The 24,361-nt window shown below is 55.8% G+C and carries 25 protein-coding genes and 4 pseudogenes; 16 read left to right on the top strand and 13 right to left on the bottom strand.

All coding sequences use genetic code 11. From position 1 onward, the window contains the following. Nucleotides 1–21: 21 nt before the first annotated feature. Complete coding sequence (locus ACYZT7_RS17605) at nt 22–927, bottom strand: AraC family transcriptional regulator (RefSeq protein ID WP_462037559.1); 906 nt, start codon at nt 925–927, stop codon at nt 22–24. Nucleotides 928–1,036: 109 nt separating this feature from the next. Between ACYZT7_RS17605 and ACYZT7_RS17600 the strand changes: the two genes are divergently transcribed. The 3 genes from ACYZT7_RS17600 to ACYZT7_RS17590 all read left to right on the top strand — a co-directional run bounded on the left by ACYZT7_RS17600 (nt 1,037) and on the right by ACYZT7_RS17590 (nt 2,382). After that, nucleotides 1,037–1,378, top strand: coding sequence for a carboxymuconolactone decarboxylase family protein (locus ACYZT7_RS17600; protein WP_462037558.1), 342 nt, complete (start codon nt 1,037–1,039; stop codon nt 1,376–1,378). Between the two features lie 174 nt (nt 1,379–1,552). Next, a complete protein-coding gene (rclC, locus tag ACYZT7_RS17595; protein ID WP_462037557.1) occupies nt 1,553–2,128 on the top strand; it encodes a reactive chlorine resistance membrane protein RclC in 576 nt (191 codons plus the stop codon). Then, nucleotides 2,125–2,382: a DUF2790 domain-containing protein gene (locus tag ACYZT7_RS17590; RefSeq protein WP_462037556.1), complete on the top strand. Its 258-nt coding sequence runs from the start codon at nt 2,125–2,127 to the stop codon at nt 2,380–2,382. The genes rclC and ACYZT7_RS17590 overlap by 4 nt, the downstream gene beginning before the upstream one ends. A gap of 77 nt (nt 2,383–2,459) precedes the next feature. On the opposite strand, the gene ACYZT7_RS17585 is transcribed toward ACYZT7_RS17590, so the two are convergent. After that, entirely contained in the window at nt 2,460–3,962 is a 1,503-nt protein-coding gene (locus ACYZT7_RS17585) for an aldehyde dehydrogenase family protein (protein ID WP_462037555.1), read from the bottom strand. Between the two features lie 437 nt (nt 3,963–4,399). On the opposite strand from ACYZT7_RS17585, the gene ACYZT7_RS17580 reads away from it, so the two are divergent. Both ACYZT7_RS17580 and gorA read left to right on the top strand, forming a co-directional pair. Then, entirely contained in the window at nt 4,400–4,633 is a 234-nt protein-coding gene (locus tag ACYZT7_RS17580; protein ID WP_462037554.1) for a hypothetical protein, read from the top strand. A gap of 46 nt (nt 4,634–4,679) precedes the next feature. Next, complete coding sequence (gene gorA / locus ACYZT7_RS17575) at nt 4,680–6,041, top strand: glutathione-disulfide reductase (protein WP_462037553.1); 1,362 nt, start codon at nt 4,680–4,682, stop codon at nt 6,039–6,041. A 144-nt stretch (nt 6,042–6,185) separates the two neighbouring features. On the opposite strand, the gene ACYZT7_RS17570 is transcribed toward gorA, so the two are convergent. Next, a protein-coding gene (locus ACYZT7_RS17570; protein ID WP_462037356.1) for an IS3 family transposase occupies nt 6,186–7,738 on the bottom strand; the annotation gives its coding sequence in 2 pieces (ribosomal slippage) (nt 6,186–7,276 and nt 7,276–7,738; 1,554 coding nt in all). Nucleotides 7,739–7,813: 75 nt separating this feature from the next. On the opposite strand from ACYZT7_RS17570, the gene ACYZT7_RS17565 reads away from it, so the two are divergent. Together ACYZT7_RS17565 and ACYZT7_RS17560 are read left to right on the top strand one after the other, a co-directional pair. Next, nucleotides 7,814–8,377: a ferric reductase-like transmembrane domain-containing protein gene (locus ACYZT7_RS17565; protein WP_462041818.1), complete on the top strand. Its 564-nt coding sequence runs from the start codon at nt 7,814–7,816 to the stop codon at nt 8,375–8,377. A 303-nt stretch (nt 8,378–8,680) separates the two neighbouring features. Next, nucleotides 8,681–9,304: a glutathione S-transferase family protein gene (locus ACYZT7_RS17560; protein WP_462000915.1), complete on the top strand. Its 624-nt coding sequence runs from the start codon at nt 8,681–8,683 to the stop codon at nt 9,302–9,304. A 503-nt stretch (nt 9,305–9,807) separates the two neighbouring features. Here the strand turns inward: ACYZT7_RS17560 and ACYZT7_RS17555 are convergent. After that, nucleotides 9,808–10,649: pseudogene (locus tag ACYZT7_RS17555) on the bottom strand (IS3 family transposase); the annotation flags it as partial. On the opposite strand from ACYZT7_RS17555, the pseudogene ACYZT7_RS17550 reads away from it, so the two are divergent. The 4 genes and pseudogenes from ACYZT7_RS17550 to ACYZT7_RS17535 form a co-directional block, all read left to right on the top strand. Next, nucleotides 10,646–11,288, top strand: a pseudogene (locus ACYZT7_RS17550) (LysR substrate-binding domain-containing protein); the annotation flags it as partial. The pseudogenes ACYZT7_RS17555 and ACYZT7_RS17550 overlap by 4 nt on opposite strands. Nucleotides 11,289–11,428: 140 nt before the next feature. Beyond that, nucleotides 11,429–12,058 carry a glutathione S-transferase family protein gene (locus ACYZT7_RS17545; protein WP_462037552.1) on the top strand — a complete coding sequence of 210 codons (630 nt, stop codon included), beginning with the start codon at nt 11,429–11,431 and terminating at the stop codon, nt 12,056–12,058. A 204-nt stretch (nt 12,059–12,262) separates the two neighbouring features. Then, nucleotides 12,263–13,183: a LysR substrate-binding domain-containing protein gene (locus ACYZT7_RS17540; RefSeq protein WP_462037551.1), complete on the top strand. Its 921-nt coding sequence runs from the start codon at nt 12,263–12,265 to the stop codon at nt 13,181–13,183. Beyond that, nucleotides 13,183–14,094 carry a LysR family transcriptional regulator gene (locus tag ACYZT7_RS17535; RefSeq protein ID WP_462000912.1) on the top strand — a complete coding sequence of 304 codons (912 nt, stop codon included), beginning with the start codon at nt 13,183–13,185 and terminating at the stop codon, nt 14,092–14,094. Before ACYZT7_RS17540 ends, ACYZT7_RS17535 begins: the two co-directional genes overlap by 1 nt. A 41-nt stretch (nt 14,095–14,135) precedes the next feature. Here the strand turns inward: ACYZT7_RS17535 and ACYZT7_RS17530 are convergent, their stop codons facing one another. Beyond that, nucleotides 14,136–14,912: an alpha/beta fold hydrolase gene (locus tag ACYZT7_RS17530; RefSeq protein ID WP_462037550.1), complete on the bottom strand. Its 777-nt coding sequence runs from the start codon at nt 14,910–14,912 to the stop codon at nt 14,136–14,138. Between the two features lie 263 nt (nt 14,913–15,175). Between ACYZT7_RS17530 and ACYZT7_RS17525 the strand changes: the two genes are divergently transcribed. The 4 genes and pseudogenes from ACYZT7_RS17525 to ACYZT7_RS17510 all read left to right on the top strand — a co-directional run bounded on the left by ACYZT7_RS17525 (nt 15,176) and on the right by ACYZT7_RS17510 (nt 19,367). Continuing rightward, nucleotides 15,176–15,799, top strand: a complete 624-nt coding sequence (locus tag ACYZT7_RS17525; protein WP_462000910.1) for a DJ-1/PfpI family protein — start codon at nt 15,176–15,178, stop codon at nt 15,797–15,799. Nucleotides 15,800–15,842: 43 nt separating this feature from the next. Further along, nucleotides 15,843–16,388, top strand: a complete 546-nt coding sequence (locus ACYZT7_RS17520; protein WP_462041817.1) for a cysteine hydrolase family protein — start codon at nt 15,843–15,845, stop codon at nt 16,386–16,388. Between the two features lie 32 nt (nt 16,389–16,420). Next, nucleotides 16,421–17,100 (top strand): annotated as a pseudogene (locus ACYZT7_RS17515) (glutathione S-transferase family protein). Nucleotides 17,101–17,294: 194 nt separating this feature from the next. Then, nucleotides 17,295–19,367: a 2Fe-2S iron-sulfur cluster-binding protein gene (locus ACYZT7_RS17510; RefSeq protein ID WP_462037549.1), complete on the top strand. Its 2,073-nt coding sequence runs from the start codon at nt 17,295–17,297 to the stop codon at nt 19,365–19,367. Between the two features lie 17 nt (nt 19,368–19,384). On the opposite strand, the gene grxC is transcribed toward ACYZT7_RS17510, so the two are convergent. The 4 genes and pseudogenes from grxC to cynS all read right to left on the bottom strand — a co-directional run bounded on the left by grxC (nt 19,385) and on the right by cynS (nt 21,199). Then, nucleotides 19,385–19,648, bottom strand: coding sequence for a glutaredoxin 3 (gene grxC, locus ACYZT7_RS17505; RefSeq protein ID WP_214383432.1), 264 nt, complete (start codon nt 19,646–19,648; stop codon nt 19,385–19,387). Nucleotides 19,649–19,678: 30 nt separating this feature from the next. After that, a pseudogene (locus ACYZT7_RS17500) lies at nt 19,679–20,341 on the bottom strand (carbonic anhydrase). A 37-nt stretch (nt 20,342–20,378) separates the two neighbouring features. Next, a complete protein-coding gene (locus tag ACYZT7_RS17495; protein ID WP_462037548.1) occupies nt 20,379–20,627 on the bottom strand; it encodes a DUF2790 domain-containing protein in 249 nt (82 codons plus the stop codon). A gap of 104 nt (nt 20,628–20,731) precedes the next feature. Next, a complete protein-coding gene (gene cynS / locus ACYZT7_RS17490) occupies nt 20,732–21,199 on the bottom strand; it encodes a cyanase (protein ID WP_462037547.1) in 468 nt (155 codons plus the stop codon). Nucleotides 21,200–21,350: 151 nt separating this feature from the next. Between cynS and ACYZT7_RS17485 the strand changes: the two genes are divergently transcribed. Then, entirely contained in the window at nt 21,351–21,893 is a 543-nt protein-coding gene (locus ACYZT7_RS17485) for a hypothetical protein (RefSeq protein ID WP_462037546.1), read from the top strand. 98 nt (nt 21,894–21,991) lie between these two features. Here ACYZT7_RS17485 and ACYZT7_RS17480 read toward each other — a convergent pair whose 3' ends face one another. The 4 genes from ACYZT7_RS17480 to ACYZT7_RS17465 all read right to left on the bottom strand — a co-directional run bounded on the left by ACYZT7_RS17480 (nt 21,992) and on the right by ACYZT7_RS17465 (nt 24,355). Next, the gene (locus tag ACYZT7_RS17480) at nt 21,992–22,351 is read right to left on the bottom strand and encodes a hypothetical protein (RefSeq protein ID WP_462037545.1); all 360 of its coding nucleotides are present in this window, start codon (nt 22,349–22,351) and stop codon (nt 21,992–21,994) included. Nucleotides 22,352–22,533: 182 nt separating this feature from the next. Beyond that, entirely contained in the window at nt 22,534–23,133 is a 600-nt protein-coding gene (gene wrbA / locus ACYZT7_RS17475) for an NAD(P)H:quinone oxidoreductase (protein ID WP_462037544.1), read from the bottom strand. A 44-nt stretch (nt 23,134–23,177) separates the two neighbouring features. Further along, the gene (locus ACYZT7_RS17470) at nt 23,178–23,654 is read right to left on the bottom strand and encodes a nuclear transport factor 2 family protein (RefSeq protein WP_214383422.1); all 477 of its coding nucleotides are present in this window, start codon (nt 23,652–23,654) and stop codon (nt 23,178–23,180) included. 68 nt (nt 23,655–23,722) lie between these two features. Next, nucleotides 23,723–24,355 carry a carbonic anhydrase gene (locus tag ACYZT7_RS17465; protein ID WP_462037543.1) on the bottom strand — a complete coding sequence of 211 codons (633 nt, stop codon included), beginning with the start codon at nt 24,353–24,355 and terminating at the stop codon, nt 23,723–23,725. Nucleotides 24,356–24,361 lie beyond the last annotated feature (6 nt).

Genomic DNA, 24,361 nt, shown 5'->3' with positions numbered 1-24,361 from the left:
CAAATGGAAATGTCGGAGAAACTAAATTCCATGCCGCACCCGTCCCGGCGCCTCACCATAAATCTCCTTGAATTTCTTGCTGAACGCGGCCTGCGATTGATACCCAACCTGGGCTGCAATTTCGTTCAATCCCAAGTGCGAGTGACTCAGTAGGCTAAAGGCCAATTCCATTCGGACCTGCGTAAGCAACACCCACGGTGATACGCCGGCCACCTTGACGAAAGCCCGCATAAAGGTTGCACGAGACATACTCGCAGTCTCGGCCAGGCCCTCTATTGTCCATTTGTAAGCAGGGTCAGCCAACATCGCCTGCCAGGCGCGCCCCAAACGTTTATCACTGAGTAATGCAAGCGTGCTGCTGTCTTGACCGTGACTTGCTAAGTGCGCGCGCAGAATCAAAGTGAACAACGCTTGAGACAACGCATCGAGCAAAAATCGAGCGCCCACCTGATCGTCATCTGCTTCACCGCGCAACATCTCGACCAACGCCGCTAGTGGACCATTGTCCGGTAAGGCCCCACTGGGAATCACCAGATACTCAGGTAGAGCTGCAAACAACATCGAAGCCCAATTGTAGTGAAATCCACCGCATAGCATGTCCAGATCTGTGCTGACACTCCCAATGCGGTATGTCGGCAAAACCCCACTAGAGACGAGTTTTGGTGATGTTGGCTGAACAGTTTTCCCAAGACTATGCATGACATGTGGTGCGCCCCGAGGTAGCAGCAATATGTCACCGGCGCGCATGGGGAGGCGCTGGCCATCCGGAAACTCCACTCGGCACGCTCCCTCCAACACAATGTGATAGGGCGCTTTTCCCAAGACTTCCTGCTCGTGATCTCGAGCCCAATCCCCTTGAAACTGACAACGCAGATCCAGGCTGCCTCGAACGTTAGCCAAGCTGATGAGTTTATCGATTGAATTCATTTGAGAGCTTCGCAGAAAAAACTCAGCGGATTGAACAAACCCGAATCTCGCCACAGGGGAAAACTGAGCGTGTTGAAACAGTACACCAACCCGCTCAGGAGTTAATGCAATGTTCAGCAATTGGTCCGAATTGTTGCCTACCATCCAGAAAGCCTTCGGCGCGCTGGGCAAGAGCAATCCAAAAATGGTCAAGGCTTACATGGCCCTCGGTGAAGCCGCTGCCGAAAACGATGTACTGGATGTCAAGACACGCGAGCTGATCTCGATCGCTGTTGCCGTCACTACTCGCTGTGATGGCTGTATCGCTGCTCATACGAATGCAGCAATTAAGGCCGGTGCGAGCCGCGAAGAGGTGGCGGCGGCCCTGGCCACGGCTATCTCGATGAACGCGGGCGCTGCATACATCTATTCGTTGCGCACGCTTGAAGCGTATGACACGTTGAAAAACTAGTATCACATGCGTTCACTTGGAGCCTCGTCACTGCAAAGTGTCGAGGCTTTTTTACGCCATCAAAATGTCTAGGACACCTTGAGACGATCAAGCAACAACTTGAGCATGACGAACAAAAGCACCGTTCGCTAACACCGCAGACTACCTCCACATTCAATGTTCTGGAGAAGTCTCATGCTCACTTCATTTACTGCCTGGTTAAGATTCATCAGCAAACTGGATACCTTTGGCGCATCGCTCATGCGACTAGCAATCGGCGTTGTGTTCCTGTGGATCGGAGCGCTTAAATTCGTACCCTACGAGGCTGATAGCATCACACCGTTTGTCGCTAACAGCCCGTTCATGTCGTTCTTCTATGAACACCCGCAAGAGTATAAGACTCACCTGACCCATGAAGGTGAACTGAACGTCGAGAAGCGCGCCTGGCAGACAGCCAACAACACGTACGGGTTCTCGACCGGGCTGGGTGTTGTCGAACTCCTGATTGGCTTGTTGGTGCTGTCCAACCCTATCTCACGACGCACTGGGCTGCTTGGTGGTGCATTGGCCTTCGGCACGCCACTGGTGACCTTGAGCTTTCTGATCACCACGCCCGAAGCCTGGGTGGGTGCTCTCGGCGACGTTCAACACGGGTTTCCCTACCTGTCCGGTGGCGGTCGCCTGGTACTCAAAGACGTGTTGATGCTGGCAGGCGCTCTGCCGGTGATGGCGGACTCCGCTCGTCAGCTGCTGAGGGAGAGTCGCGCATGAATCGCTTATCGGAAAACATTTTGAAACCCGTGATTGCTCTGACGTTTGCCATCGTTTCCAGCAGCATCTTGGCAGCACCGGCTGATGAGGTTGCACGGACTGGGGCGCCCCTTGATATCGCCAAAACGATCAGCATTACCGATGTAAGTAATGCCTGCGGAATCGTCCCCGTGGTGCTGACGTATGACGATTCGCAGGGCCAGCGTCACACCGTAACGTATCAAGTGTGGGGGACGGCGTGCAGCGGGGGCTAAGCGTCCCTGGCCGCACGCGATAGGCCCCCGTGTCCTTCCAGCGACCTCACAGTCGGATGGTCGCAGGAAGGACGGACTTAGCGTTTGACGCCAAGATCGATCTGGGTCATGCGGCTACGAATGGTGAACACGCCATCGCCCGACAGAATCGCGCTGCGGGCAAACAGACGCCCGCTTTCCCAGTTCGACAGGCCCAGTTCCGGCTTGTTGAGCGCGTACTGGCCGTCGACCCAACGGGTGATGCCGTTGCCGACAAAAGGCGCGTTGACAGCGTTGTAGAAACGCTCATGGGCCGCGGCGTCTTCGCTGATCAATGACACGGTGAACTGCGGGCTGTAGCGGTTGAACAAGGCGATGGCGCTGTCCAGGTCGTCGACGATTTTCAGGCTCACTTCCGGGGTTTCTTCCCACTCCCATTCCCGGCCCAACTGATCTACAGGTAAGGATTCGGCCAGTGCTTCGGTGCGGTAGCCTTCGGCGCGATAGACCTCGACGGTTGCGCTCTGCCAATTGGCGGGCAGGAAAGTTTCGCTGCCTTCGATGATGTGCAGTTTGCACCCCTGACCTCGTGCCTTGCCGGCCTGTTGCAGGGCATCGAGAAACAGTGGCACCAGTGCAGTGGCGCGGTCGCGGTGGATCAGGCAGACATTGAGGGTGTTGCAGACTTTACGGTCGAGGGAGTTGCGCACCACCCTGGCGAAGCGCGTGGCATCGGCCCCGGTATCGGCGATCAGCCAGGCACCGCCGGTGCCGTGCAGGCTGACGGCGGTACCGGCCTGTTGTGCGATGCTGCCCAATTGACTGACGGCGCGACCGGAACCACGGGCTACAGCCAGCGACAGACGCCGGTCAGCAAACATCGCCCAGCCGGCAGCATGGTTGACGCTTTCTACGAGCGACACTGCACCTGCCGGCAATCCGGCGTCGGCGAGGGCAGGGTTCAAGGCGTGAGTAACGATGGCCTGGGCCGTGCCCAACGCATCGCTGCCAATGCGCAGCACCGCCGTGTTACCGGTGCGCAACACACCGGCGGCATCGGCGAAGACATTCGGCCGGCCTTCAAAGACGAAGGCGACGATGCCCAAAGGCGACACAACTTGCTCAACTTTCCAGCCGTCGTGCTCGACGCAACTGATCACCTTGCCGCGCGAGGCCGACGCGTCTCGCCAGGCGCGCAGGCCGGCGATCATGTCGCGACGCATGCGCTCATCAGCTAGAAGACGGGTGGTGGAACGGCCGCGCGCCTTGGTGCGTTCGATATCCGCCAAGTTGGCGGCCTCGATCAAGGCCCAGCAATCGGGAGTTTCCAGCCGTTCGGCAAACAGATCAAAGAAGGCGCTGATGGCCTGATCTGATACGGCAGACAGCGCTAAGAAAGCTGCTTCGGCACGCTCGATTGCTACCGCCGCTGCTTGCTGATCCACCACTGGAACCAGCAACAGCTCACCGCTGGTCTGCTCCACCAACAGGTGGTCCCCGGGCTGGAAGCGAGCTGCCAGTTCGGGGCTGACCACAGTGACACGATTACCGGCGAAAGGGATCGGCGTGCCAGCGACTAGACGTTCGAGCGCAAGAGACATGAAGCGGTTTCACCATGCTGTGGGCGGACGGGAAGGGGACCGATCGGGTTTATCCGTAGCTCGGCAGAGAACTGATTTTTTCAAGGAAGTGTGTTGGCTATGTGTCACGAAGACTGTCCAGTTTAACTTCATGTATCTCAAAGGACACCAGATATATTTCAGTACATTGCGAAGTCTCCGGTTGACCAATGGTGCACTCGAACGAGAAGGCGTTTCGGAGCCTGGAATTTGGAGACAACAATGACCTCGCATAAATGACGCTGATGCCAAGCCTGATCAGTATGTCCAGAGCAACGCCTCGCTGGATTATTTCACTCAGCACAATTAAGTCATGACATCCCTGCTGGTTCTCTAATTGCCCATAGATGGTGAGACTGAGCCCAGAAGCAATTGACCCATTTCGGGTTAATGCAGTGTCCATCCCCCGGAGTCCCCTCATGATTGATGTCACTCATTCCTGCGACGACAGCCTTTGGTTGGACACTCCAGCCATGGCCCACACCGAATACGAAGGCGGCTTTTTGCTGCCCCAATTGATGGGTGCGCTGGCTAGCGAATCCAGAGCGCCTGCTGTCATGCACAGATCCAACACGCATCAGAACAAGGCTTCGGTCCTGGAACTGTGCGCCCCGCTTTTGCGTGCATTGAAACTTCGTTTTTCTCCCCTTTAACGACATTCGACAGCACATGTGTAGTGCGACCTTGCAGAGAATTGAGATGACCTACGACTTTGATTTATTTGTAATTGGTGCAGGTTCCGGCGGTGTGCGTGCAGCGCGTTTTGCCGCAGGATTCGGTGTGAAAGTAGCGGTAGCCGAAAGTCGTTACCTCGGTGGTACATGCGTCAACGTCGGTTGCGTACCGAAGAAACTGCTGGTCTATGGGTCCCATTTTTCTGACGACTTTGAACAAGCCGAGGGCTTTGGTTGGACTGCGGGCAAGGCACAATTCGACTGGGGAAAATTGATCTCCAACAAGAACCGTGAGATCGAACGACTCAATGGTATTTATCGCAAACTGCTGATCAACAGCGGCGTAACATTACTCGAAGGTCATGCACGACTGACCGACGCGCATCATGTGGAAATCAATGGACAGCGTTTCAGCGCCGAACGCATTTTGATTGCAACAGGCGGCTGGCCACAAATTCCGGATATTCCAGGTCGCGAGCATGCCATCACATCGAATGAAGCATTCTTTCTGGAGCAACTGCCCAAGCGAGTACTGGTGGTGGGCGGCGGTTACATCGCCGTCGAATTCGCCGGTATCTTCAATGGCCTTGGTGCCGACACCAGCCTTCTGTATCGCGGTGATCTATTCCTGCGTGGGTTTGATCAATCAGTTCGCACGCACCTGGTGCAGGAGCTGACCAAGCGCGGACTGCAATTGGAATTCAACACCGATATCGTTCAGATCGATAAACAGTCTGACGGTAGTCTACTGGCGACACTCAACGACGGTCGTCAACTGGAAACCGACAGCATTTTCTACGCCACTGGCCGCCGGCCAATGCTCGACAATCTGGGCCTGGAAAATACCCGAGTCGAACTAAATGACAAGGGTTACATCGACGTCAACGACAACTTCGAAACCCGCGAGCCATCGATTCTGGCGTTGGGTGATGTGATCGGCCGAGTGCAACTGACCCCAGTCGCCACGGCGGAAGGCATGGCGGTCGCTCGTCGATTATTCAAACCTGAAGAATATCGTCCAGTAGATTACCGCCACATTCCCACTGCTGTGTTCAGCCAGCCCAACATCGGAACCGTTGGACTGACGGAGGAACAGGCGCTGGAGAATGGCCACAATGTGACCGTTTTCGAAAGCCGATTCAAGCCGATGAAACTGACCCTCACGGATTCGTCTGAACAGACGTTGATGAAGCTGGTGGTGGATGCTGTTACTGATCGGGTCTTGGGCGCGCACATGGTGGGTCCCGACGCCGGAGACATCATCCAAGGGCTGGCCATCGCGTTGAAAGCGGGTGCGACCAAGCGCCTATTCGATGAAACCATCGGTGTGCACCCGACCTCGGCAGAAGAATTTGTGACCCTGCGTACACCTGTCTCTGGCAGATGACAGCAGACGGCCAATCCAAATACTTTTTTCAAGAGCGTTGTTATGAAAGTCCAATTACCTCATTACGAAGGCTGGTCGCTGTTCGGTCTGCTGTGTTTGCTGATATCGGCGTTTTTCAAGGTAGTTGTCGCGTCAACCGTTCAACTATGCCGCTCTTTTCTCGTCCTGCTGCTCCCGATCCGGATTCAGCATCACCGCTCCTATCGGCTCCCAGTTCCGCGTCTGGCCTGACCAACGTTCCGGGCTTTTCTTGCGCGCTCGCTGGTACAGTTCATGCCGCCGCGCCAGGATCTGCTGGTCCAGCCCTCGATGCCGCTCCGTCGGTGTCACGAAGCGGATCCGGCTATGCCGGTGCTCGTTGTTGTACCAACGCATAAAATCTCTCACCCACGCGCGTGCGGCGTCCAAGCTGGCAAAACCCTCCTGCGGCCATTGCGGGCAATATTTCAGCGTTCTAAACAGCGACTCCGAGTACGGATTGTCGTTGCTCACTCGCGGTCGGCCACGGGACGGCGTGATACCCAGGTCGTACATCTTGCTCAACAGCGTCAGCGATTTCATCGGCGCACCATTGTCCGAGTGCAGCACCAGCGGCTCGTGTAAACACTGCTCGCCGATCACGCTGCGTTGCAGCAGCGCAGCCGCTTTTTCGCCGCTTTCTTCTTCGTAAACTTCCCAGCCCACGGCCTTGCGGCTGTAAATATCTTCGATCAAATACAGGTAGTAGTACTTGCCGCGTATCGGCGACGGCAAATACGTGATGTCCCACGACCACACCTGATTGGGCGCTTTGGCGACATGCGTCGTCGGTGCCGCATGCCGTCTGGGTCGCTGGCTACGGCCCCGATGATGTTGCTGACCGGCTGCACGCAGGATGCGATAAAACGTCGCTTCCGACGCCAGATAACGCCCCTCGTCAGCCAGCCTCGGTACGATCTGACTCGGCGGCAAATGGGCATACGCAGGGCTGTTACACAGCGTCACGATCGCTTGTCGTTCGATCTCGCTCAACGCATTACGCGGCGTGGGCCGCACGGTGGTTGTGCGGGCATCGGCTTGAAGATCCTCACTCTGCGTCCATCGCTGCAAGGTTCTGAGCGACAGCCCCACCTCTTGGCACGCTCTGATTTTTCGAGCACCGGCCTCGATGGCTTCGATCAACCAAGCCACCAACAACTGCCGTTCCGGCAAAGAGGTCAGGTGTCCTCGTTGTCGATCCCCCAGTAATCGTTGAGCTTTTTTCGCAGCACCAACAACGCGGCGGTTTCGGCCAGCGCCTTGTCTTTACGCAGCAGTTCGCGCTCAAGTTGCTGAATACGTTTCTTGTCCTTGCGAGATTGTTCGCGGTCGACCTTTTGTTGGTTCTGAACACTCTGCTGCCCCGTGATACAGGCTTGGCGCCAGGCGCTGACGTGTTCGGGGTACAGACCTTTTCGTCGGCAGTACTCACCCAGTTCGAGCTGCGACAGACCGGCGGTTTCAAGGACGACAGCGAACCGGGCTTCAGCAGACCAGTTCTCGGGGAGTGGCTTGTCTTCAGGCACTGCGCTTCCTTCAGAACTGACCTTCTTGCGCCAGTTGGACAAAGACATTTCGCTAACCCCTTCACGCCGGGAAACCTCGGCCATCGTCAGGTTCAGCGGGGGAAGCAGCATCTTGAGTAATGCAGCTTTGCGTTCAGGTGAATAGTACGGCACGACCAGTCTCTTTCCGCCCCCGATATGCTTTTTCAGGAAAATTCGGAGAGGCGACAACTATCCTGACACCGGGGGATATTGGTGATGACGGCGTTGATACTGGCGCTGAATTCAGATTTAGTTGAAGGTCTACGTAGCGCAATCCGCGCCACCGCGCGCACCTCGTTTGCTCTGTTTCTTGTGGCTTTTACCGCCTCTGCATTCGCTGTTTTGGTACCGTCCCCGTTTTCCAAAGCGCTTGTGCGCGAGCGTCGTTTCATTGGTCTGGCATTCGCGTTCTCTCACCTGCTGCATGCGGTATTGATCTACAAGTACGGTCAGCTGAACACCGAGTTCTGGCCCGGTCGAAGCACTATCACCAACATCCCTGGCACGCTTGGCTATTTGTTTATCCTGTTGATGACAATTACGTCCTTCAAGACCACCACACGTCTGATTGGTCGCAAGACCTGGAAGGCCTTGCACCTCACCGGTATGTGGGTGCTAGCAGCAGTTTTTGCTTACTCCAACTTCAAACGCATCCCCCTGAGCGCTTGGTATGTATTGCCGTTTGGCATCATGTTTTCGGCAATTGCCATTCGGGTTGTGGGTAAGCTCGCACAGAAGAGCAAACGGAATCAGCCTCGCGCTTTTGCTTGAAATTCGATTTGGTTTGAGCGGAGCAGGGGAGAGCGTATGTCGATAAATATGGTCGTGAACATTCCGTTCACTCGTCATTGGATTGGTCTACATTGAATGGGCTTGCCTAGGTGTACGTCACCACCAACATCGGTTACAGCACCGTCAAATTGACGTTGACCTCCCTCGCGGCCTGCCTGCCGCCGTTGCTCCCGTATACCGACAAGCTCGTTTTGATGTGTTGCAGACTCGGTTCCTCTGGCATCGCAACACTGCTTACAAGCCAGGGGCTCGATAACGTCCATCTATGTTGGAGCACGCGTCATGAGCCTTACTCTCTACGGTTTTGACGGCAGTCCATACGTTCGTACGGTGAAAATGCTGCTGAAGGAAAAAGGAGCGGAATTCAATCAGTTACAGGTAAACGTGATGAAAGGTGAACCGCATCAGCCGGAACACCTCGCACGGAATGCGTTCGGGAAAGTGCCGGTCATCGATCACGACGATTTCAGGGTGATTGAAACCAGTGCGATCATGAGCTACCTGGATGAAGTCCTGCCTGGCATTTCACTGACGCCCAAAACCGCTCGGGACCGCGCCAGGAGCCACATGGCCCAGGCGATCTATGATTCCTATGGTTATGGTTCGATGGCCTCCGTCTTCGGTTATTACCTGTTCCCCGACTTCATTGGCGGGCAGAACGACGCCTCTCGCCTCCAAGGCATCGAGAAATCGAAACTGGTGCTCAGCGAGTTGATGAAGATCAAAGGTAACGACCCGTTTCTGGGTGGGCCAGCCTTAAGCATCGGCGACCTGTACTTGGCACCGGCATGTGCTTACTTATCGATGACGCCGGACGCAGAGGAAGTATTTGCCACAACAGGCTTCGCTGACTGGTGGACACGAATTCAAGAACTGCCCAGCTTCAAGGCCACACCACCGCAATAGTTTGTAGGGTGATCTAAGAAATTTTGCCCTGCGCAACGACGGAACGTCACCCTTCGATAAGCTTGGATCTGACATTCAAAATCCCTCTTTGACGTTTTTACACATCCTCGATTGAGGTTTGTGTAAAAACGTTTTTATGCGACTGGAGTCCAGTTTGTTTTTCGCGTCATCAATCCGCCGGAATAACCTTCGGTAGTCTACTAAGTCCAACCATACCCATTTTGGTGCGTGGACCCAGTTTGGTGCTTTGCATTTCATAACACCGTTTAACATCTCTTTACTCGTTGCCACGTCTTCGGACGCTCATAGTTTTCCCTTCTCCCGCTCATAACCTGATCAGGTGTCACTGATCTCGTTGCCAGCCCACGGAGTTGAAAATGACAGACCAATCTCCGCTTTCCCATGATGAGGCGACGCGCCGTAGCCTAGTGCCAATCGGCCTAGGCGCAGCCATTACCACCGTGTCGGCGTTTTTCAAGGTAGTTGTCGCGTCCACCGTCTCGCTACGCGACTTTTACCACTACGGTTAGCTCCCTTTCGGGGTTCAGATACACCGTCCCGCGGGTTCCAGTTACGCGTTTCACCCGACCACCGTTCCGGCCTTCTTTCTCGAAAGCCCGTAGATCGCGTCCCGGCGCGCCAGGATCTCTTTGTCTTTCCCGTCGTGGCGTTCAGCCGGGGTTACGAAGCGGATTCGGCTGTGACGATGCACGGTGTTGTACCAGGTCATAAAATTCCTCACCCAGATTCGCGCATCATCCACGCTGCTAAACCCATCGTGCGGCCATTGCGGGCAGTACTTGAGCGTTCTGAACAGTGATTCCGAGTACGGGTTGTCGTTGCTCACCCGTGGTCGGCCGCGCGATGGAGTGATGCCCAATTCATACATTTTGGTCAGCAGCGTCACCGATTTCATCGGCGCACCATTGTCCGAGTGCAACACCAAAGGCTGACGCCAGCATTTTTCAAGCGTTACGCTTCTCTGTAGTAACGCTGCTGCTTTTTCGCCGCTCTCGGCTTCGTGGACTTCCCAGCCCACGGCCTTGCGGCTGTAGATATCCTCGATCAAATAGAGGTAGTAAAACTTTCCGCGAACCGGCGATGGCAGATAGGTGATATCCCATGACCACACCTGATTGGCCGATGTCGCTGCGTAAGTGGTCGGTGCCTCATGGCGATGCGGTCGCTTAGCTCGGGAGCGATGATGCTGCTGACCTGCCGCATGCAGCACGCGATAAAAGGTCGCCTCCGAGGCCACGTATCGTCCCTCGTCGGCCAATTGCGGCACGATCTGGCTCGGTGGGAGATGCGCATAGGCTTTGCTGTTGCACAGCGTCACGATTGCAGGATGTGAAGGATCTGTCCCGTGGCACCCTGCGCCTGGCCATTACACCGACGTTCATGGCGTACCTGGTAGGACCGTTGATGCGCGACTACATGGCTCTCTATCCAAATATCCATCTGGAGATCTTTGAACTCTCCATTGCCGATATCGAAACCGGCCTGGCGGATGACTCACTGGATATCGCCATTGCGTTTGATGAGGTGAGAAACCCGGACATCGAAACGATCCCAGCTTTTATTGAAACCCTGGGGCTGGTGGTGGGGCGGGATCATCCGTTATACGACTGTAAGAAACCGTTGACCGCCGAGCAGGTCGCTCAACTGGACTCTGCGTTGCTGACTCCCGACTTCGCCACCCGCATCTGTATTGACGAGTACTTCGCCACAGACGCAGATCACACCCAAGGTGGTGATCGAGGTCAATTCGGTCAACACTTTGCTGGAAGTCATGCGGCACACGGCAGTCGCCACTATTCTTCCGGAACCCATCGCTACCCAGGACCGAGCCCTGCGCAGGATCGCGCTGCTGGACAAGGGGCCACGGCCCGGAGAAGTCCTGTTACGGCGTAAAAACAACTATCACAGCGCGGCGTCAGTCGCCTTTATGGACCTGATGTTGGGAGTGTCGGTGGGTCAGTAGGTTCGGCAAAAAAATGATCATTACACGCAATGAAATGCTGGATTGTAATTGCTGGTCATTCCGCTGTTTACGAGAGGAGGGGAAGATAACTCCATCGACGCGATCACCGGGTCGAACTCAGACAACAATCGGAGCACGTCATGTCTCAGCAAACGATCAAACTTTATCGTCACCCTTTGTCTGGCCACTCTCATCGGGTCGAACTGATGCTGTCCCTGCTGGGACTGCCAACCGAACTGGTATTCGTGGATCTGATGAAGGGCGCGCACAAAGCGCCTGACTTCCTGGCTCTCAACCGCTTTGGCCAAGTGCCGGTGATCGATGACAACGGCACTGTCCTGGCAGACTCCAACGCTATCGTGGTTTATCTCGCCGCCAAATATGGCAAGGGCCAATGGCTGCCGACCGACCCGGTAGAGCAAGCCAAGGTTCAACGCTGGTTGTCGGTGGCCGCCGGTCAAATCAATTCCGGCCCTGCCACCGCGCGATTGATCACCGTGTTTGGTGCCGGTTATGACGCCGAAGAAACGATCAAACGTTCTCATGCCCTGCTCAAGGTCATGGAGGAAGAGCTGGGTCAGAGCAAATTCCTGGCCGGCGACAAGCCGACCGTCGCCGATGTTGCTGCCTACACTTACGTGTCCCACGCACCGGAAGGTAACGTGGCGCTGACTGACTACCCGAATGTCCGTGCCTGGTTGAGCAGGATCGAAGGGTTGCCGAACTTCGTTGGCATGCAACGTACTGCTGTAGGTTTGCAAGAGGCTTGACTCGATTCTGAAGGAGCTTGCCGGGAGAATAATTCCGGCCCGCTCCTTTTCATCTGTTTCGCAGTTCTCCCAGGACGCTTTACGTACATGCAGCCAGCCCGACGGCGCGTGCGAAAGTCGCTGTAGCCGACGATACTGGCAATCAGGTCTTCCCGCGCAAGCGGCCAGATACCTCGCTATCCTCTCATCAAGACAGGGGCGCCTATGGATCGTTTTCAAGAAATGCAGATATTCATGGCAGTAGCCGAGGAAGAAGGCTTTGCCGCCGCCGCCCGCCTGTTGAATATCTCTCCCCCCAGCGTGACCCGAGCCATCGCCGCGATGGAAGAGCGAATCGGCACACAGCTCCTTTCTCGAACCACACGCAGCCTGCATCTCACCGAAGCGGGTCAACGCTATCTCGAGGATTGTCGGCGTATCCTCAGTGATATCGACGAGGCGGAGGAGGCGGCTGCTGGTAGTTACTCGATACCCTGCGGGCATTTGACCGTGACCGCGTCGGTGCTGTTTGGCGAGTTGTACATCGCGCCGCTGCTGGCCGACTACGTGGACCAGTTTCCTTCGGTGCACCTCAATGCCTTACTGGTGGATCGTGTAGTGAACATGGCTGACGAGGGTATCGATGTGGCCATACGCATCGGCCATTTGCATGAGGCTAATCAGCACGCCATCAAAGTCGGCGAAGTACGCCAGGTGATCTGCGGTACCCCCGATTATTTCGAACGCTACGGCAGGCCGCGTCATCCCGGTGAACTCAGTACCGCCAACATCGTCATGTCTTCGGCCAGCCATTTGCTGAGCGACTGGCAATTCGTCAACGACGGCAACGCACTGAGCTTTCGATTCGAACCGCGATTGGTGGTCAACGCCAATCAGGCTGCGATCAATATCGCCAGCCTGGGCTGGGGCGTGACGCGAGTATTGTCCTATCAGGTGGCCAGCCAGGTGGCGGCTGGCGAACTGGAATTGGTGCTGGAGGACTTCGAACCGCCTGCGCTACCCATTCAAGTGGTCTACCTCAAGAGCACCCGAATACCGGCAAAGGTTCGTACCTTCGTGGATTTTCTCGCGGATCGACTCGGCAAGGATTCGGCGCTCAAGGCTGTGGTGAAGGTTTCCAACTGATGGATCGCTACCATGAAATGCTGATGTTCGAAGCGTTATCGGAGCGTCCCAGTCTGGCTGCTGCGGCCCGTCGTCTGGATGTGTCCGGACCTACGGTCGTTCGCGCCATTGCACGGCTGGAGGAACGTCTTGGCGTGCCTCTGTTACTTCGAAGCACCCGCGGGGTGTCGCTGACCGAGGCCGGCGCCGGCTTCATGGCCGATTGTTCACGCATTCTCAAGGCCATCGAAGACGCAGAGGCTTCGGCCAAGGGCTTGCACGTTCAGGCCCAAGGCAATCTCACGGTGCTGATGCCTTTGCTGTTCAGCCGTTATGTCATGACCTCGATTCTGACGGACTACATGAGTCTGTATCCTGAGGTAAAAGTCTTTGCGCAATACCATGATCGTTTTCCGAACATGAATGAAGAGGGCATCGATGTGGCGGTGCTGGTCGGCAATCTACCAAGTTCGTCATTGATCGCACGACAGGTGGGCTATGTACGCTCGATGGTATGCAGCAGCCCTGCTTATCTGGCTACTCACGGTGAGCCCGGCGTACCTGAGGATCTGCAAAATCATCGACTGGTCGCCACCCATGCTTATCGAGACAGGGTCCAGTGGGACTTCCAACACGACGGTGAGGTGAATCACTTAAAAGCCCGGACACGGATCAGTTGCGCGACGGTACAGGCGGCCATCGATGCAGCCGCTCATGGCGCCGGCATTACCCGTTGTCTGAGCTATCCGTTGTACGAGTATTTGAACACTGGGCGATTGCGGCGTGTGTTGCAGCCCTATGAGTTACCGGCGCTGCCGGTGCACGTGGTGTACCGCGAAGGGCGCAAGGCCTCGATGCGGGTGCGCAGTTTTGTTGACCACATCGTCGACGGCCTGCGCGAGCATCCGGCCATGCAGCCGGATGTTCTTTGAACGCTTGCAGCGCACGCAACAGCGGAGGTCGCTGCTAGTCATTACTTAGCAGTGGCAGCTGTTTCAATCAGGCTGGCAACGACTTTCGGATTGGACACCATCACCACATGGGACGCGCCTTTGACTACGACAGTCTTCTTGGCGTGTGCCCGCTCAGCCATGAACACCTGGGCTTGCGCAGGGATGTTCTTGTCCTTGTCGCCATAGACGAAATACGACGGAACGGTTTTCCAGGCGGGTTCGCTCGAGGCTTCATTGAGCGCCGCTACGGTCACGGGACGTTGGGTCGCTGCCATCAATTTTGCGTCAGCATTCGACACATCGGCGGCGAACTGATCGTGGAACTTGTCCTGGTGGATGAACAGATCCTTTCCACCATCGGCCAATTCAACCGGTGGAGCCAGGGTTTGCCCCAAGGTATTACCCGGGAAACGACCCGCCAGGTCGGCGGTGGATTCACCGGCTTCAGGCGCGATTGCCGCGACGTAAACCAGCGCCTTGACGTTGGCATTCCCGTAGGCGGCTTCGCTGATCACCGGGCCACCGTAGGAGTGACCAACCAGTACCACTGGGGTTTTGATGCTTTTCAGTACATCAGCCACCGATTGCGCATCGCCTTTGAGGCTGCGCAGCGGGTTGGAAGCCGCGATCACCGGGTAGCCGTCTTTTTCCAGAATCTTGACCACGCCGTTCCAGCTGCTGGAGTCGGCGAAGGCGCCGTGCACCAGCACGACGGTAGGTTTAACTGGAGCAGCAAGCGCAGCGGTGGCGCTGACCATAGCTGCGGCAAGGGCCAGACCTGCGAATAACTTGTTCATCGGGTGTTCCTGTACGGGGTGGGAGTAGTGAAGCGACAGGGCCATTTGAACCGGATGTTGTGTCCCGTATGTGTCTGACTTGCCCGACCGGCGCATGGAAATATGTCTGAAATCGCCTGAGCTACAAACGTATACAAACGCCGTTCGGGCATTTCAGTGAGCGAAATAGTGGATTGTATTTTGTGGTCGTTCTCTACATCGCGGTTAAGGCGGAGCATAAGCACACACACTCTTCCATGCTGTACAGCAGAGGCTCATGACCGATGAAACGCGTGCTTATGTTACTGGCCAACGGCGTAGAGCCCCTGGAAATGGCCGCTTTTACCGATGTGCTTGGCTGGGCCAACCTGCTGGGTGATCACCCTGTGGAACTGGTCAACGCCGGCCTTCGCAGAAAGATCGTGACCACCTTCGGTCTCATGCTCAATCCGAGTTTTTTATTGAGCGATCTGGACGTGAGCAGCTTCGATGCCTTGGCACTGCCGGGTGGTTTTGAACCATCTGGTTTTTACGAGGAAGCCTTGAGCGAACCCTTCCTGGCGACCATCCGGCATTTCGTCGAAGCCGGTAAACCCGTTGCCAGCGTTTGCGTGTCTTCCGTGTGCCTGGGCGTGGCCGGCGTGCTGCGTGACAGGAACGCCACGACCTACCACCAGGAGGGTGGCAAACGGAAAAACCAACTGCTGGAAACCGGTGCACGCTTTGTCGATCGCCCCGTGGTTGTCGATGACCAGATCATCACTTCAAGCGGGCCGGGCACTGCCACCGAAGTTGCATTCGTACTGCTCGAAAAAATAACCAGCGTCGAAAATGCCGCTTTTATCCGCAAGAAGATGCGCTTCGCCACCCCCGACCGTGATTGGTACGAAACGCCGCAAGTGCCCTGAAATGATCAACCAACTCCGATCGACTTTTTACCAAGGTAACCATATGACCAACACAGCACTCATCGTCGTTGATATTCAGAACGACTATTTTTCCGGCGGCAAATGGGAACTCAACGCTACTGACTCGGCCGCTGAAAATGCTGCTCGTGTGATTGGAGCGGCACGTGAACGGGGTGACTTAGTCATCCATATCCGCCACGAGACTTTAGCCCCCAATGCACCGTTTTTTGTCCCTGGCTCCGACGGTGCGCAATTGCACGAGAAGGTGCGCAATCTCGCGGACGAGTTTGTCATCGTCAAACACTTCATGAACCCGTATCGCGAAACCGAACTGCTTGATGTGCTTGAACACAACGAGATTGAACGGGTCACTGTGGTCGGGAACATGAGCCACATGTGCATTGATGCTGTCACCCGCGCGTCTGACGACTTCGGGTTTGAGACGACGGTGATTCACGATGCCTGTACGACCCACGACCTGGAGTTCAACGACGTTAAGGTTCCTGCGCCTCTGGTGCATGCGGCGTTCATGGCCGCCTTGAAGTTCGGGTACGCCGAAGTGCTGAGCACTGACGAGTATGTGGCCTAGGTTTTCATTCTGCTGCCGAAAAAGGTAACCCAATGTTCAATCTTTCCAATGCTGTCGATTACTACTACTGGCCAACCCCCAACGGGCAGAAGGTCGCCATTTTTCTTGAGGAGTCGGAACATCCCTACGTCGCGCATCCCGTCAATATCAGCAATGGCGAGCAATTTTCCACTGAGTTCACCCGAATTTCGCCCAATCAGCGCATTCCAGCGATAGTCGACAGAGAGACTGGTGTATCGGTCTTTGAGTCAGGGGCGATTTTGTTGTACCTGGCTCAGCGCCGCGGGCAATTCATCCCCGCCGATGCGAAAGGGGCGGCTGAAGTTATGCAGTGGCTGTTCTGGCAAGCGGCGAACCTGGGGCCGATATTGGGACAGGCAGTGTTCTTCCTTAATTACGCCTCTGAACATGTGCCGCTCGCCGTGGCACGGTTTAGTAAAGAGACCGAAGTTTGTATGGCGTTCTGGAGCAGCAAGTGAGCGAACGACCTTACGTCGCCGGCGAGTACTCCATTGCCGATATGGCGATCTATCCTTGGGTGCTGCAACATGACAAGCAAGGAATGACGCTCGATGGTTATCCTAACGTCGCCGCTTGGCTAGAAAAAATCAGTATGCGACCAGCAGTGGTTCGGGCCTACGCTAAAGGGGAGCAAATTCGTCCATCTGGTCAAACTGATCAAGACAGAAAAAAGCTTTATGGGCTTCCATAACGGGGTCGCTACCCACTTAGGCGATTCCAGGTTGCTTGAGTGCGTGCAGGGTCTGTCTCGAGCTTCAGGAGGTTGCAAAGCGCAGAGTTGATGATCACCGGCAACTGCGTATTAGACCCCGCTGCCGGGGATTCAACCATTCCTCGCCGGGCGGCGGGTGAAGGGCACCTGTTTATGAATGCGTAGAGGTGATCATGAATCAGTCGGACGCGCCAGGAGCATCCCCTTGGCATGCGGGTGAGCGTGAATTGCAGGAAAGCGTCGGCGTCGCGGATCAAATGGAGATCTTCGGACGCAAGGTCGTACGTGACTACATGCCTGATCAGCATCGATTGTTTTACAACCAGTTGCCTTACGTGGTGGTGGGCGCGGTCGATGAACAAGGGATGCCTTGGGCCACATTGATCGAAGGCCCCCCTGGCTTCATCCATTCACCCGATCCGCGAATGCTGCAACTCGACCGCCTGCCCGCCGAGGGTGATCCAGTTAGGGCGGCCCTTAAGCAAGGCGCTGCGGTGGGACTGCTGGGCATAGACCTGAAGACCCGAAGGCGCAATCGCATGAACGGCAACATCAGCACCGCCTCGTCAGGCGGTTTTGCCGTTTCTGTGGTGCACGCTTTCGGCAACTGCCCGCAATACATTCAGTTGCGAGGCGTTGAGCCGGTCAGCCTTGGCCAAGCCTCTGCAAATGTTGCGGCCGAATGTCTCAGCGAACTGGATGAAGCCGCGAAGTCAGCCATCAGCAAGGCCGATACCTTTTTCCTCGCCAGCTATGTCGACCTGGATGGCGATGCATCCCGGCGCTCGGTGGACGTTTCTCACCGGGGTGGCAATTCAGGTTTTGTCAGGATCGAAGGCAACGTGCTGACGATTCCCGATTTCGCCGGCAACCTGCACTTCAATACCTTGGGTAATTTCCTGCTCAACCCGCGCGCAGGGCTGGTGTTCATCGATTTTGAAACAGGCGACATGCTGCAAGTCAGCGGGCGTACCGAGATCATTCTCGAGGGCCCGGAGATTGCCGCCTTTCAGGGGGCTGAGCGGCTCTGGACGCTGACCGTGGAACAGGTGGTCCGACGTCAGGCTGTGTTGGCCCTACGTTGGCGGTTTGAAGGTTTTTCGCCTAACAGCCTGATGACGGGCAGTTGGGAACAAGCTGAGGGCCGATTGCAAGCCGATAACCTGCGCGATCAATGGCGACCGCTGAGGGTGACGCGGATCGTTGACGAGAGCAGCTCCATTCGCTCCTTCTATTTTGAACCGGCCGATGGCGCGGGCATACCGCGGTTCGAGGCTGGCCAACATTTGCCGGTGCGCTTTTGCCTTGCTGAAGGACAGGCGCCTCTGGTCAGAACCTACAGCCTGTCGAGTGCGCCGTCGGACAGTTTTTTCCGCATCAGCGTCAAGCGTGATGGACTCATCTCGTCGCATCTGCACGACCGCGTTCAGGTTGGGGATCTGGTTGAAGCCCGTGCCCCTCAAGGGCGCTTCACGGTGCAAGCCGATGAATATCGACCGTTGGTTTTGCTGGCCGCGGGCGTGGGCGTGACCCCACTGCTGTCGATGCTGCGTGAAGTGATTTATGAAGGCGAACGTATCCGTCGCACTCGACCCACTTGGTTCATTCAAAGTGCACGCAGCCTGGGGGAGCTTGGGTTTCGCGATGAGGTGTACGAACTGGCGACCCGTGCCAAGGATAAAATTCGTGCGCTGCGTCTGCTCAGTCAGCCGGAAACTCATGCTCGCGTTGGTGAGGATTTTGAGGTGGCGGGGCGTGTGGATGTCGAACTGCTCAAGGCATTGCTGCCCCTGGACGATTACGACTTTTACCTGTGTGGCCCTGGTGCTTTTACCCAGGCGCTGTACGACGGTCTGCGTCAGTTGCGTATTGGCGATGATCGTATTCACGCGGAGACTTTCGGTCCTTCGACCCTGGTTCGCCAACGGGATCATTTAACCCCGGCGGTCGAGCAGATACCCGCGGCAAGCAGCCCGGTCAAAGTGCTGTTTTCGGCATCGGCGAAGGAAGCTCGTTGGGAGCCGGGTGGCGGGAGTTTACTGGAACTGGCCGAGAGCCGTGGCCTGAACCCGGACTTCAGTTGCCGGGGCGGTTCGTGCGGTACATGCCGGACCCGATTGGTCAGTGGCCAAGTGCATTATCTGAACCTGCCGGCTGAGATGCCGGCCGAAGGGGAGGTACTGATTTGCTGTGCGGTACCAGCGCAAGCCAAGGAGGGCGACGCCCCCCTGGTGCTGGATTTGTGAGCTGGCGTCATCGGTGCTCATCCCGCCATGCGCGGGTTGAGTACCTGGTCGATGCCGCCTTCGCTTTCAAGTTGAGCCAAGTCATCGAAGCCGCCAACGTGCCAGTTTCCGAAAAAGATCTGCGGGACGGTACGGCGACCGCTTCGGCTGACCATTTCGTTCTTCACGTCGACTGAGCGTACATCGATTTCTTTGTACGCAACCCCTTTGGCATCAAGCAAACGCTTGGCATTACGGCAGTAGGGGCAGGTCGTGGTGGTGTACATAGTGACTTCAATCATGTTGAGTACTCCTGAAAATTAGAGGCTGATTTAGGCAACAGCTTTTGCTGGACGGGCATGAACGGCAACGGTGTTCGGATGCTTGACCAGTGACTTGAAGGTCTTGTTGTCGGCGTCTAGGGCGTCGATTGAACCGGTCCCGATGTCGTAGACCTAGCCATGCAGATTCACCAGACCTTTTTCCTGAGCCAGGCGCACGCTTGGATGTGTCTGAATGTTGGCCAGTTGGGCGATGACGTTTTCACGCACCATGGAACTGACTTTGGCGGCTTCACTGGCGTGAGGACGCGATTCGTTGATGACTTTCGCCGACTCGGCATGTTGCAACCAGCCGGCGACCGCAGGCAGGTGATCCATGCACTTGCACTTGGCGACAGCGGTCATGGCACCGCAATCGGAATGGCCGCAGATCACGATATCGGTCACGCCCAGTACGGCGACGGCGTATTCGACCGTGGCCGACACACCACCGGAATGCGGGCTGTAGGACGGCACGATGTTGCCAGCGTTACGGATCACGAACAGTTCGCCAGGCTCTTGCTGGGTCAGCAGTTCTGGCACCACACGGCTGTCGGAACAGGTGATGAACAGAGTGCCTGGATGTTGCGTGGTGGCCAGGTGTTTGAACAGGTCAGTGCGTTGTGGAAATGCTTCTTTTTGGAACTTCAAAAAACCTTCGATGAGCGCTTTCATGATGTTTACCTTTCATTGAGTGTTGAGTGAGTGATTATTAGTTGGTGCAGCCTCTACCGATCACGCTGTATTCCAGGATGTGGGTTTCACCGTGCGAATCGCGGTAAGTCATTTGCACTGGCGTCGGGCCACAGACATCCGCCGTCGGCGTGATATGGATGACCTTGGCGATATCCAGGTGCATGCCGTACGCATACGGAATGGCTTCTGGCGCGACCACGGCTGGCTGGGCGTAGGCCGACAGCGAAGCGGTCAGGGACAGGGCGAGAAACAGAATTTTTTTCATGACGAATCCTCCATTCAAATGTGGTGATTGATCGAAAAGGGTTAAGAAATTTTTTGAAGCAGGCCCGCAAGGCTGCGGGCCGATTTACAGGTCCGGTTGCATCCTTAGAAAGGACGCAGTGGCAGGAACTTGCCGTCGAGAGTGATCACTGCCCGGTGGCCGCCTTCCGGGTCTTCGACCTTCTTCATGTCGAGCTTGAAGTTGATCGCGCTGATGATGCCGTCGCCGAACTGCTCGTGAACCAGGGCTTTCAAGGTGGTGCCGTAGATCTGGATCATTTCGTAGAAGCGGTAGATGGTCGGATCCGTTGGAACACTCGACAGGCTGCCGCGCAGTGGAATGATTTGCAGACGGGCGACCGAGTCGGCGTCCAGGTCCAGTTTTTCGCCGATCACTTTGGCAGCGGCTTCAGGCAGTGGGTGCTGACCGAGCAGGGCGGCGGTGACATAAGCCAGACCGAAGCCGGTGCCTTGAGCCATGTCTTCGAAGGACAGGTTTTTGCGCGCCTTGGCGTCGAGGATTTTCGCGGTCAGCTCGAGGCTGGTGTCGTTGTAAGCGTGGGACTGTTGCATGGTGTTTCTCCTATCGGGTTTGCTTGGTGGCTGTTGCCAGGTTTGTGTTGCTTGGGTGTGAAGCAATCTTCTGCCGTTTGCTCGATAGCGTCCAAGACCGATATACAATCCTGCGCATAAGTCGTTCCTATAGATGCAGGTCGGAGCGTTCATGAACGTTGAAAACTCAGAGGCGCTGCTGTTGATCCCCAACGGCTTTCCGGTGTGGATTGACGTGGCTCAGGCAAGCATTGGAGGGGCGGGCACGGCGATGCGCTTTGTATTGCCCTTACATGCTCACAACCTACCGTTGATGCATCGTCAGGAAACCAAACTGGTGGTGGCGCTCAAGGGCGAACTGGATATTCGTGCCGGTCGACAGCGAATCGCGTTACTTCAGGAAGGCGAGGCTATAAAACTCGACCCCGGGATCGCTCACCGCATCCATCAGTACGGAACGGTGGCGAGCACTGTCGGTGCGGTGTTATGGCCAGGTGCGGTCGAACAAGCCTTTCGAGAACTTGCGGTGGCCGCCCTTCAAAAGGCTTTTCAGCGCAGTGACATGATTGAGATCCTCGCTCGTTACGATGTGGTCTGGACCACGCAATTTCATGAACATGATCCTGAATCGATAACGGTCCGGCCTTTCCGGGATTGGCTAAGCGATCTGCCAGAGGCATTGGCGAGGCTATTAGCGCTGCGGTGGGGATGGTGAAGCTTTCGCCTCGATCTGGCCGACGAGGCGAAGCTTTGTGTAAGTCTCAGAGAAAAAAGTCAGGGACTGGCGCAATCTACTTCCATAGCCGTAAATTTTTAGGGCGTAACGGCATGCAGTCGTCTGCCTTTGACACTTACCTGTTGGCCGATGGCAAACTCTTCGCGCGGAGAGCGCACTACTTGTTCTTCGCCTGTATTACTCCGAACGGTGTAAGCGCGCTCCTCCAAACCGCTTGCTGTCTGGACCTCACGTCCTCCCAACAATCCTAATCCAGCTCCGATTAACGCTCCTAAAGGTCCGCCGACTGCACCTCCAATTAATACTCCAGTTCCTGCGCCAAATGCGGCGCCCGCTGTGGTGTCGCCAGCTTGTGAGAGGACCTCGTCGGCTCGCGTTGTACCTGCGATGAAAAGTGAAAGTCCGACAATAACGGTTAAAACACTTAGGTTTTTCATGCTGCCTCCGAATGGCAAGCACCCGGTACCTACCATATTGATCATCATGAGCGACTGACATAAATCGCTCCCTAACCTTTCTTGAACGTCAAACAACACGGATATTTCTGTGGCACTGACTAGCAATCACCTCAGCCAAAAGGCACCACCATGTGGGAGCCTGGGAGCTATTGGGGGAAGACCTATTCCTTCAGTTTCGATGCAATTTTTGCGACGTATTGCCCTTGGTGGTGAGCAATACCTAATTCACGCGGGTCCGGTTGGCGGGAGCCATCAGCACCTGCAATGGTGGATGCCCCATAGGGGGTACCGCCACCTGGTTGCGATACATCGAATAAGGCTGGATCGGAATAACCGATAGGCACAATGACCATGCCGTGATGAGCAAGTGTCGTCCACGTCGAGGTGATGGTCATTTCTTGGCCACCGCCAGTACCCGTTGATGTAAATACACTTGCGACCTTGCCAACCAGTGCTCCGCTAGCCCACAGGCCGCCAGTCTGATCGAGGAAGTTGCGCATCTGTCCTGACATATTGCCAAAGCGGGTAGGCGTGCCAAATATGATGGCGTCATAGCCAGACAATTCAGCAGGGTTTGCCACTGGAGCCGCCTGGTCAGTTTTGCCGTGTGCCGCTTTGAATGCCTCAGGATCCATGGTTTCAGGAACACGCTTTACCGTGACTTCAACCCCCGGGACGCTGCTAGCACCCTGAGCTACATGCTGCGCCATAGTTTCGATATGGCCGTACATCGAATGATAGAGAACCAGAATCTTGACCATCTTCACTTCCTCGTTTCGCTACATCGTCTGTCGAACGCCGGTTGTTACAGGCCTAAATCAGAAAGACCTGGATGATCGTCAGGGCGACGGCCTAACGGCCAACGAAATTTTCGCTCCGACTCTTTGATTGGCATGTCGTTGACGCAGGCAAACCGATGAGCCATCAGTCCGTTTTCAGCAAACTCCCAATTCTCGTTTCCGTATGAGCGATACCAATTACCGGAGTCATCGTGCCATTCGTAGGCGTAACGTACCGCGATGCGGTTATCGGTAAATGCCCACAGCTCTTTGATCAGTCGATAGTCCAGTTCTTTGTTCCATTTTCGGGTCAGGAATGCTGCGGCTTCAGCCCTGTTTACTGCGAAGTCGACTCGATTTCGCCATTTGGTATCAGTTGTGTAAGCCAGTGAAACTTTTTCTGCATCGCGGGAGTTCCAGCCATCCTCTGCAAGCCGGACTTTGAGAATTGCCGATTCGCGATCGAAAGGGGGTAGTGGGGGACGGGTTTCAGATTCAGCCATGATTTTCACTCCGAACGTGTGGGGACATCGTGGTCAAGCAGGCAATGTGCTTAGGGAGCAGGTGAGCCCTATGCCGTTGTTTCCGGAAATTCCGCCAATGGAACGAATTTGTTGGTTCTGCCATCGAGCGCGACGATGGACCCTGTTTCGATGTCATAGACCCAACCATGCAGATTCAGCTTTTTCTGTTCCAGAGCCAATCTGACGCTGGGGTGGGTTTTCAGGTTGGAGAGCTGAGCGATAACATTTTCCCGAACCATAGAGCTGACACGTTCTTTGTCGGATGCGTGGGTACGGGTCGCGTTCATTACCTTCGCCGACTCCGCATAGCTCATCCAGGCCGCCACTGCCGGTAAATGATTCAATGATTTGCCACTGGAAACCGCCGTCATTGCTCCGCAATCCGAGTGACCGCAAATGACGATGTCATGGACCTCGAGTACCGCAACGGGATACTCGACAGAGGCGGTGACACCACCCGGCTGTGGTCCATAGGATGGAACTATGTTTCCAGCGTTGCGTATAACGAATAGCTCTACGGGCTCTTGCTGTGTGAGCAACTCCGGAATGACTCTACTGTCGGAGCACGTGATAAATAACGTTTCTGGATTTTGGGTAGTGGCGAGATATTTGAAAAGGTCCGTTCGCTGCGGAAAAACTTCTTTTTGAAACTTGATGAAACCATCGATGAGTGCTTTCATGTGCAA

It is taken from the genome of Pseudomonas sp. RT4P38 (assembly GCF_054897765.1).
This window is presented reverse-complemented; position numbering and strand designations above follow the sequence as displayed.